The sequence below is a fragment of the Acidobacteriota bacterium genome (assembly GCA_016715115.1).
Lineage (GTDB): Bacteria > Acidobacteriota > Blastocatellia > Pyrinomonadales > Pyrinomonadaceae > JAFDVJ01.
The window spans coordinates 1-8,643 of the sequence record JADKBM010000007.1; the positions used below are offsets into that span (position 1 = coordinate 1).

The window sequence follows — 8,643 nt, forward strand, 5'->3', positions numbered from 1 at the left end:
CGCGAACGCCCGGTTCTGCGTTGACGCGCTCCCTCGGTCGTTTTCTTCCGTCAGCCTCATGGTCAGGAGAAAAGTGAATCGTATTTGTGATTGCGGACGATCCGATTGGCGGTGCCGGCAATCGACACATCACGGTCGGCGTGTTTCCCGATATTTAGGAAATCCTCGTTACGAAAATCGAATGCCGGCGCCGTTCAAATCAATCCGCTTTACTTGATTAAAATCCCTTGCGAAGTAAAATCAGTCTTGCACTTCGATTTTTGCGCCAGAATTCAACCAAATATGTCATTCTTCCCGATTCCGAGCATGCTTTTGCGGCAGCTCTACACGAACAACAGTCTCAAGAACACCGATGGCGGCGTGCAGTTCGCACTCAAGAACCGGCTCAGCGACGGCGAATTCGGCGAATTGACCGGTGTCACATCGACGGCCGAGACATCGATCTCGGTTCGGTCACGCTCGATCTCGGCGACGGCGCCTTTATTCCGGCAGCATCGGTCCGCGACGTTTCATTTCCGCTCCGCACGGTCCTGACCGTGCGCTGCGCTCGGGCTTCAGCTTGAGAACGGGAAACACAAGATCGGAATCGCATTCAAGGCCAAGCCCTTCGGCTCGCTGAAATTCGACGTCGGTGATTCGATTGCCGAGACCGAAAGCCTCGAAGTCCGCATCCCGCGCGACGAGACCGACGACTACGGCGAAGCGGCGATCAAATCGCGTCAGGACTTCGTCGAACAGTATTCCGGCGCGAAGCTCGAACATCTCCGGAGTTATTCGTTCGACCCGCGGACCACGTCCGGGAATTGCGAGAATTTCACCGGCGTCGCGCAGATCCCGATCGGTTTTGCGGGGCCGCTCAAAGTCAACGGCGAGTTCGCAACGGGCGAGTACCTGATCCCGCTGGCGACAACCGAGGGCACGCTGATCGCGTCCTACAACCGCGGAATCAAGGTTTTGAATCTGTCTGGCGGCGTCAAAGCGACTGTCGTCAGCGACGCGATGCAGCGCGCACCGGTCTTTGTTTTCGAAGACGCGCGCGCGGGTCGAAAATTCGTTTCGTGGGTGCTCGAGCACATCGACAAGATCAAAGAGGAAGCCGAAGCGACTTCGTCGGTCGCAAAACTCAAATACATCGATCCGTACACGTCGAACAAATTCGTATATCTGCGTTTCAATTACACGACCGGCGACGCCGCCGGCCAGAATATGGTCGGACGCGCGACATTCGCCGCCTGCAGTTGGATCATCGATGCCTACGAAGAGAACGTGATCAAGCATTTCTATCTCGAATCGAACTTCGCGACCGACAAAAAGGCGTCGCAGGTCAACGTGATGCGGACGCGCGGGAAACGCGTTACGGCGGAATGCACGGTTCCGCGAAACGTGCTTATCGAACATATGCGCGTCGAACCCGAATCGTTGGTCTATCATTCGGGCGTCGCGAATGTCGGATCGTTTATGTCGGGCGCGAACAACAACGGCGCGCATTCGGCGAACGGCATTACGGCGATGTTCATCGCAACCGGACAGGACGTCGCGAACGTCTCGGAATCGTCGGCGGGAATCATCTATTCGGAACTGACGGCGGAGAAGGATCTCTACATCTCGATCACCATTCCGTCGCTGATCGTCGCCACGCACGGCGGCGGAACGGGCCTCGCGACGCAGCGCGAATGCCTCGAAGTGCTCGGTTGCGTCGGCCGCGGAACGGTCAACAAATTCGCCGAGATCGTCGCCGGCGTCGTCCTCGCGGGCGAGATCTCGTTGGGCTCCGCTATTTCGAGCTCCGATTGGGTCTCGAGCCACGAGAAGTACGGAAGGAATCGGTAGTTCGGAGTTCCGCCTTCAGGCGGCCCGCGTTTTCCGATATGTTCATCTTCGTGAACCTCTTTGTCTGGTACTTTTGGATCTTCGTCCTTCTGCCGACTCACGAATGCGGTCACGCCACCGCCGCAAGATTGATGCGGATGCGCGTCCACGCGATGATTATCGGATACGGGCGGAATCTGTTCAGATTCGAGGCCTTCGGCGTGCCGACTCGAGATCAACGCGAGACCGTTGAACGGATTGACGATCGCGCTTCCGGACGGGCATCGATTCATAAGGCTCCGATTCTGGATTTTCAATCTCGGCGGCATCGGAACGCATATTTTCTTCATCGCGATCGCCGTGCTTCTTGCCCCGCCGACCGACATCTGGTCATTTCTCGGCGCGCTGACAAATCGTCCCGCATGGATCGAAACATTCATTCTTGCGAACGCGTTTCTGTTTTTTGCCAACGCGATTCCGTATAAAATCAATATGCCTCAAGGTTCATACCTTTCCGACGGCTACCGCGTTTTTCAGATCCCGTTCGCGCGGATTGAAAATCTGATACCGTTTGAAAAGCTGACCGAACGCCTCGAAGCCTGGAATTTGCTGAGAACCGGCGAAGTACTCAAGGCAAAAGAGAAATACCTGCAACTGGTTTCCGAGAATCCGGTCGATATGCTTGCCAAACACGATCTCGCGGTCGCCGAGCTCTCGCTGGGCAATTTCGCGTTCGCCCGGACCGTCTTTAGGGAGGCGCTCGAATCGAAAGAGTTCGAATTACCGGCAATGAATCTGCTCGTCAAAAACAACATTGCCTGGGTAAGCGCGATTCTCGGAGAACCGGAAATGCTTGCCGAAGCCGATCGATTTGCCGGCGAAGCATACGCTTCAAATCCCAAATTGGTCAATTTCATCGGAACAACCGGCGCCGTCCTCGCGCCTCGGGCATTATCAGGCCGGTTTGCGCCTGCTTGAGGATGCCTTCGGGAAGACAAGCGAAACCGCGGCCCGCGCGGCAAACGCCTGTTTCATTGCCTATGCATACGCCGGAATCGGCGACTTCAAGCAAAGTGATCATTGGATGAACAAAGCCCGGACGATCGATCCGGACAACGCATGCTTGGGAATCCTGAGCAAGGAGGTAGAAGCCTTCAGGGCGAAACAAGACCAATGGTTTTACGGACATTTGCCGGTGGGTTCAAACGACTAACGTTTGGCCCGGGCATGCCCGTTTCACCTTTTCGCTTTTTTCGGTTTTGGCGCCGGAAGAGCTTCTTCGGTGTTCCTGATGAGTTCGCTCAGCCATTCGCGATCCTCGATCGGGTCGGTGATCAGCAACGACGGTTTCGCGCGGGATATGCCGCGGCCTCGGTGAAATCACCGATAAACTGCTTTCCGGCGTCGGTCGGTTTGATAAACAGTCGGTCGTCAGCGACCACTCCGACGACCTTGCCTTTGGAATACAGCGAGTATTCGCCGAACATCGCGCGATAGGACATACAGCAATCGGGATCGATTTGATCGACGATGAATTGGACTGTTTCGATTTTTGAAGCCATAGGTTTTTGCAGCCAGCGGCGCGGACGCACGGGACCATTAACTCCGCTGCGGGTAAACGCCCAAGTTGTTCCGTCAACACCGGTGAAAACCACCGTCGTAGTGCCTTCTGTTCGGCATACCGCCACCATCGTATCGTATGACATCCAACAGCCTGAGAGAGCTCAATGCCCTGTTTTCCAGGCTCGGCAGAAACCTTTCGTCAAAGCCCTGAGTGCCGTCGCCTGCATGAGCGTGTCAAGGGAATCAACTCGATTAATCCCCATACTCAACCGCGCTGTTGTTTCGGTACAATCAACATAATCTGTATTCCCTGGACCCCGGCGTTGGTCCTCCACGCTCCCGGATTATCTGCATCATAATTGGCCTGCTCTCCAAGTAGGGATTCCATCGTAGCGAACGCCACCAGTATTGATCCCCGATACGCTTCCAGACAAATCCGAGGCGAGGATACCAGTTGTGCCAAATTCGGAGCTCGTCATATTCTCAATCGCAAGCGAGATTTGCGACGTTACTGCTAACCGACAGGGGCAGAGTTCACGCAAAGTAAAAGTTCTACCAAGATTTGGTTATCGTCCCTCCACTTAACCCAGCCCGAACCGGCATCTTTTTTGGCTGTTGTGATCCATCCAGACTTTTAACCATTCGCCTCTTACTCAACAGGATGAAAAATCAATTCTGGTGACAAATCGATATTTAACTTTGCCATTTGGAGCTCCAGCAAAGGATTTTTCACTCGGTCGAATTCAATAGCAAAAACCTTCGTGATGTGTTCACCAGAGTTTCAAACTTCAGCGTCGGGTCATCTTTCTTGACAAACTTTTTCAGCCCGTTTTCTTCATTGACTATTACTTCGTAGCGATATTTGTCTTCGCCTCCATTTAAGCTAACACAGAAATAGTCCTGATGAAATGAAAAGGGCCGAATTCTTCGTTTTTCGTATTCAAACTTCCCATCGCTATCGTCATAATAGAATGTGAATTCGTACCAAAGGCTTCCGTCGTCATTGTAAAAACGAACGAAGTCGTTCTTGCCATACTTGTTACTTAGGACTATCAAGCCTTTCGTATCCTTGATCGAAGACTTATCGGCTTGCACAGTTTGCGACTCGCTTTGAGCATTCGTTCTGTTTGCATTCTCATTAACGTCCGCCGTTGTTCATTTCGATTTACTTCCGTACCGTTCGGCGGCGGAACCTGCGTGTTCGCAATTTCGGCGGAACAAGCCTGAGAAGTCAGCAAAGTTGAAAGCAAGCAAATGGCTGTCATTCTTTTCATGCAACATCACTCCTTATGCAAAATGCAATTCATCATTTGAAGATCAACTTCCTGACATTACCTTGAGTCACGACTACGACTTGGGAGTTTGTTTGGCTCCTGCCGTTCCCGCTGAAGCCGAGATGCCCGTGGTCGTTGTGTCCGCCAATAGCTTGCGGCCCAGTCGTCCCCTATTCCGCCCTTGACTATTTCCTTGATAGTTAGCGGTGAAGCCAAACGTCGAAGCGACGTTGTAAACGGCGTTGTTGGCCACGCTAAATTGTGAATCTGACCTGGCGGTTGTGCTGGAAACTTTCCCATTTGTGTTTATGTACCGGAAGTCAATATCCAGACCGCTTGATCTCCTAAATGTCCGTGTCCACCGTGGTGCCCCGATTTCTATTCTTCTTAGATTTTTGCCACGGATCGCTTCCGTTTGGCGACATGTCTCAAACGACATAGTTATCCCGTAATCATCCTTCAATACGGCGGAAAGTCCGGACAAAGGTCGCTGCGATGATCCCAAGAAATCTAAGTTTATATCCTGTTTGGCGCCAAAACAAGACTTCAACGTACCGGAGATCGCAGTCCGGACGCGACCGGCTGACTCATTCCGGCCTTGACCACATAACGAAGTTCTTGAATACGTAAATCCAAGGCACTATCAGCGCGACAAAAGGCGCGGCGACAAAGACGTGCGCCATTTCGTCGGCCGGCGAACCGGCTAAAGTGCCTGCCTGCCAAAGCGGATAGGCAACGACAAAAAGCCACAGGGTCTTGTAGAAGATCATAAAGATGACCAGGGGAAGCCACTTGAGCGGCCGCAGCAGCCCGAAAATACCCAAGGTCGGATATGCGGCCCAGACGCACCAGGCGACCGCTTTTGTGTGGTCCCAAGGGCCTTCGTGTTTGAAGATCGTCTGCCAAGCCTCGGTCGCGACGCCGACGATCATCAGGAAATAGAGGACCCGCAGCAAGTAGATGTTTATCGGGCGAACGCCCTCATATTTCTCTTGGTTTGGCGTGAAAATGTATTTGAAGAATCGCATAATCAAACTTACGGTCAGCTCAAGAGAATCGTTCCGTCGAACGTGTTTTTTTGGTCGGCGTCAGGCTGTGCCGAATTCCGTTTCGCCGGCGCTTCCATCGGAGAGGCCCTTTGCAATCAGCCAAATCGCTGCGGCGGCATGGATCGGAGCGAGCGGCATCGCTAAATAGCCCAACGACGGGTAACCGAGGAACATCATCGCCGTGACACCCGTAAACTGACTTGCAACACCGACAATGCCAACCATCGACAGTTGACGCGGTACAAGCCGAAACCGCCAAAGAGAAATGTAAAACGTCATCATCCACGCGCCGATCGCGACGAGCTGGACCACGTGGGCCGACCGCCGCATCGAGGCCGCCACCGCGCCCCACGCCTGATAAACGGCTGCCTCGGCTCCGCCCGAGTTCGTAAACCGCTCGCTGACCGAGAGCATCGACATCACCGTCGAGTTGTGCACCGCGTCGAGTCCGCAACTGATCGCGCATATTCCCAGAAACCAAAGCGCGGCCCCCAAACTATGCTGCCGCAGGACGGGGAACATCTTGATACCCAAAAACAGTGTCAGCGCGGCGCCGGCGAATGCGAGTCCGATTCCCGTTCGTATCTGCGCGCCGCTCGCCGCCGCCGCCTCAAGAAAGTCAGGATATCCGCCGTTCAATCCGCGCATCAACACAAATGGGAATATCAGCGCGGAAACCATCTGCAGCAACAGTAAAATGCCCACCGTTCGCCCGACGCTTGTCGCAGTTCTCATACGCGAGTTCCTCCTTATCCTGTGACTTGTCTTGCTTTACGACCTGACCTTCGGAAAGTTTCGCTTCGCCCGATTCCGGCGATTTGAGCAGTCGGAATTTCATTCGTGAACCGAGATCACGACCTTTCCGCGGGCGTGTCTGGTGTCGACATAGCGGATCGCGTCCGGAACTTCACTCAGCTGATAAGTGCGGTCGATGGCCGGTGTTAACGTGCCGCACTCGATCAGACCGGCCAGAATCTGCAGGTCATCGCTGCCGGTTTTCGCCATGAACGAGGTTAATTTTTGACCGGCGAAGAGAGACAGCAACGGAGTCTTGAAAGTGCTTGCGAACATATTGATCATCGACGTGTCGACCCCGAGGACGCCGGCGCCGACCCATTTTCCTTTCGGGGTCAATATGCGCCTCAAAGCCAGAAGCGGCTTGTCTGAAACGAGATCTAAGATTACGTCATAGCGTTCGCCGCTCTCGAGCATATCCTCGCGTGTGTAATCGATCACAAGATCAGCCCCGAGGCCGCGCGCGAGATCTACGTTTCGCGTGCTGCAAACAGCGGTTACATCGGCGCCCATCCATTTTGCGATCTGCACGGCGAACGTTCCGACTCCCCGAAGCCCCGTTGATCAGCACCTTTTGGCCGGGAACAACACCGGCGACGTCCCGAAGGCCCTGCAGCGCGGTAATGCCCGCGACAGTGACACATGCCGCCGCTTCAAATCCGATACTCGGGGGGTTTGCGACAACTTTCGACTCGCGCGGACACGCATACTCGGCAAAACCTCCGCCGCCGGAACCTCCGAATACAGCATCGCCGGGCTTGAAACGGGTGACGTTTCGCCCGATCGCTTCAACCTCGCCCGCGACATCGGCGCCCGGACGTCTGACCTTTGTCCCGATCATCCGGAACATCAGATTTCGCAACCACGGTGCGGTCTTCAGCAGATGCCCGTCGAGCGGATTCACCGACGCCGATCGGACACGCAGCAATACTTCGTCGTCCGCCGGTACGGGCTTTTCAATCTCGGCGAGATGCACTGTATGCGAAGGGCCGTAAACGATCGCTTTCATTTAATGGATTTACGAGAGCGGAACCGAAAAGTTCGAGTGATATCGCCAGCATCGCGCGAGGCTGAAACGAACAGCATGTGCACCGAGTCATTTTCGGGACAGGATCAGCCTTCAGATCGGTAATTAAATCAAAATCCGCTTTTCGTTAAATCAAGATTGCTCAATAGTGAAATTCTGCCCGCAAATCTTCGCTGATCCGCGCGAATGGAAATCCGGACCAACGCGCTGCAAGAGAGGCGGGGTTTTGAAATTCAGCCGCCCGACGGGCCAAAGTGTTGAAATGCCCTTTGTTCGTGAGGATCCAGTAGAATAATGTTCGCGCGGATTGGCGGAGATTCGCGGGCGAATGTTCCTTTGCTTAATCCGAGTTAGATCTTTCCGGTTTCCGGACGTGATAATCGCTTGTTCCGCGGCCGGGGCGTCTCGCCCGGTTTACGAACCGAAGAAAAGAACTTGTGAGTAGATGAAGTCATTCACACGGCATCAATGGCGGCATTTTGAAATCAATCGGGAGGAACCATTTCGATCGTGTTCCTTATGAAAAGCTTTCGCTTCTCGCCGTTTGGCCCGTCGGCACCGTCAGTTTTCGCTGTTTTTTGCTTTTTTTTGACATCTTTGGACGAATTGCCCGGCTGTTGGACTTCGCTTCGCTCACTCGCCCTCCAATGAGTCACAATCAATCAAAAGACTTGTCCCGATTCTCACGACTCCATTTTTTCTGCGCCTTCCGGCACTTTGAGCAGTAAAGCACCCCGGCATCTTAGGACTGATCTGTTGGCCCGTCTCTTCCCGGTGTCGCTGTCGATCACGCAACCGCCACCGGCATAGGTATTTGCGTGCGGAAACAATTTCTCTTCCGCTTCGAGAAATCCTTTTTTATACCTCAACAATCCATAGACAATTTCAACCCGGTCTTTTTTAAGAAGTTCGCCGTGAATCTCGCATCTGTCGGTTTTCGGTTGCCAATTTTTCGGTATATGGCTCTCGGTCTCGGAAACTCCGGGCTCACGGTCAATTTGACCTCCAAATCGAGTCCGTACGGAGAACTACAGAACCGACCCGCGGCCGTCATAAACTGAATTCGTATAGTCAAAAATCAAACGCAGATCGCGCGCCTCTTTCCTCGGGCAAACTTCCATTGCAA

General features: G+C 53.8%; 5 protein-coding genes and 3 pseudogenes. 3 read left to right on the forward strand and 5 right to left on the reverse strand.

The features are described from left to right. Window positions 1–282 precede the first annotated feature (282 nt). From IPN69_08330 to IPN69_08340, 3 genes and pseudogenes are all read left to right on the forward strand, one after another. A pseudogene (locus IPN69_08330) lies at window positions 283–1,830 on the forward strand (hydroxymethylglutaryl-CoA reductase). A 228-nt stretch (window positions 1,831–2,058) separates the two neighbouring features. After that, a complete protein-coding gene (locus tag IPN69_08335) occupies window positions 2,059–2,787 on the forward strand; it encodes a hypothetical protein (protein MBK8810724.1) in 729 nt (242 codons plus the stop codon). Further along, the gene (locus IPN69_08340) at window positions 2,774–3,022 is read left to right on the forward strand and encodes a hypothetical protein (protein ID MBK8810725.1); all 249 of its coding nucleotides are present in this window, start codon (window positions 2,774–2,776) and stop codon (window positions 3,020–3,022) included. Before IPN69_08335 ends, IPN69_08340 begins: the two co-directional genes overlap by 14 nt. Before the next feature lie 23 nt (window positions 3,023–3,045). On the opposite strand, the pseudogene IPN69_08345 reads toward IPN69_08340, so the two are convergent. The 5 genes and pseudogenes from IPN69_08345 to IPN69_08365 form a co-directional block, all read right to left on the reverse strand. Then, window positions 3,046–3,371: pseudogene (locus tag IPN69_08345) on the reverse strand (TfoX/Sxy family protein). A gap of 730 nt (window positions 3,372–4,101) precedes the next feature. Continuing rightward, the gene (locus IPN69_08350; GenBank protein ID MBK8810726.1) at window positions 4,102–4,467 is read right to left on the reverse strand and encodes a hypothetical protein; all 366 of its coding nucleotides are present in this window, start codon (window positions 4,465–4,467) and stop codon (window positions 4,102–4,104) included. A 766-nt stretch (window positions 4,468–5,233) separates the two neighbouring features. Beyond that, a complete protein-coding gene (locus tag IPN69_08355) occupies window positions 5,234–5,674 on the reverse strand; it encodes a hypothetical protein (protein MBK8810727.1) in 441 nt (146 codons plus the stop codon). 60 nt (window positions 5,675–5,734) lie between these two features. Next, the gene (locus tag IPN69_08360; GenBank protein MBK8810728.1) at window positions 5,735–6,430 is read right to left on the reverse strand and encodes a DUF4386 domain-containing protein; all 696 of its coding nucleotides are present in this window, start codon (window positions 6,428–6,430) and stop codon (window positions 5,735–5,737) included. 99 nt (window positions 6,431–6,529) lie between these two features. Further along, window positions 6,530–7,499: pseudogene (locus IPN69_08365) on the reverse strand (NAD(P)-dependent alcohol dehydrogenase). Window positions 7,500–8,643 lie beyond the last annotated feature (1,144 nt).

Coding starts and splice junctions, on each gene's coding strand:
- IPN69_08355 (MBK8810727.1), bottom strand. CDS start 5,674: ATGCGATTCTTCAAATACATTTTCACGCCAAACCAAGAGAAATATGAG.
- IPN69_08360 (MBK8810728.1), bottom strand. CDS start 6,430: ATGAGAACTGCGACAAGCGTCGGGCGAACGGTGGGCATTTTACTGTTG.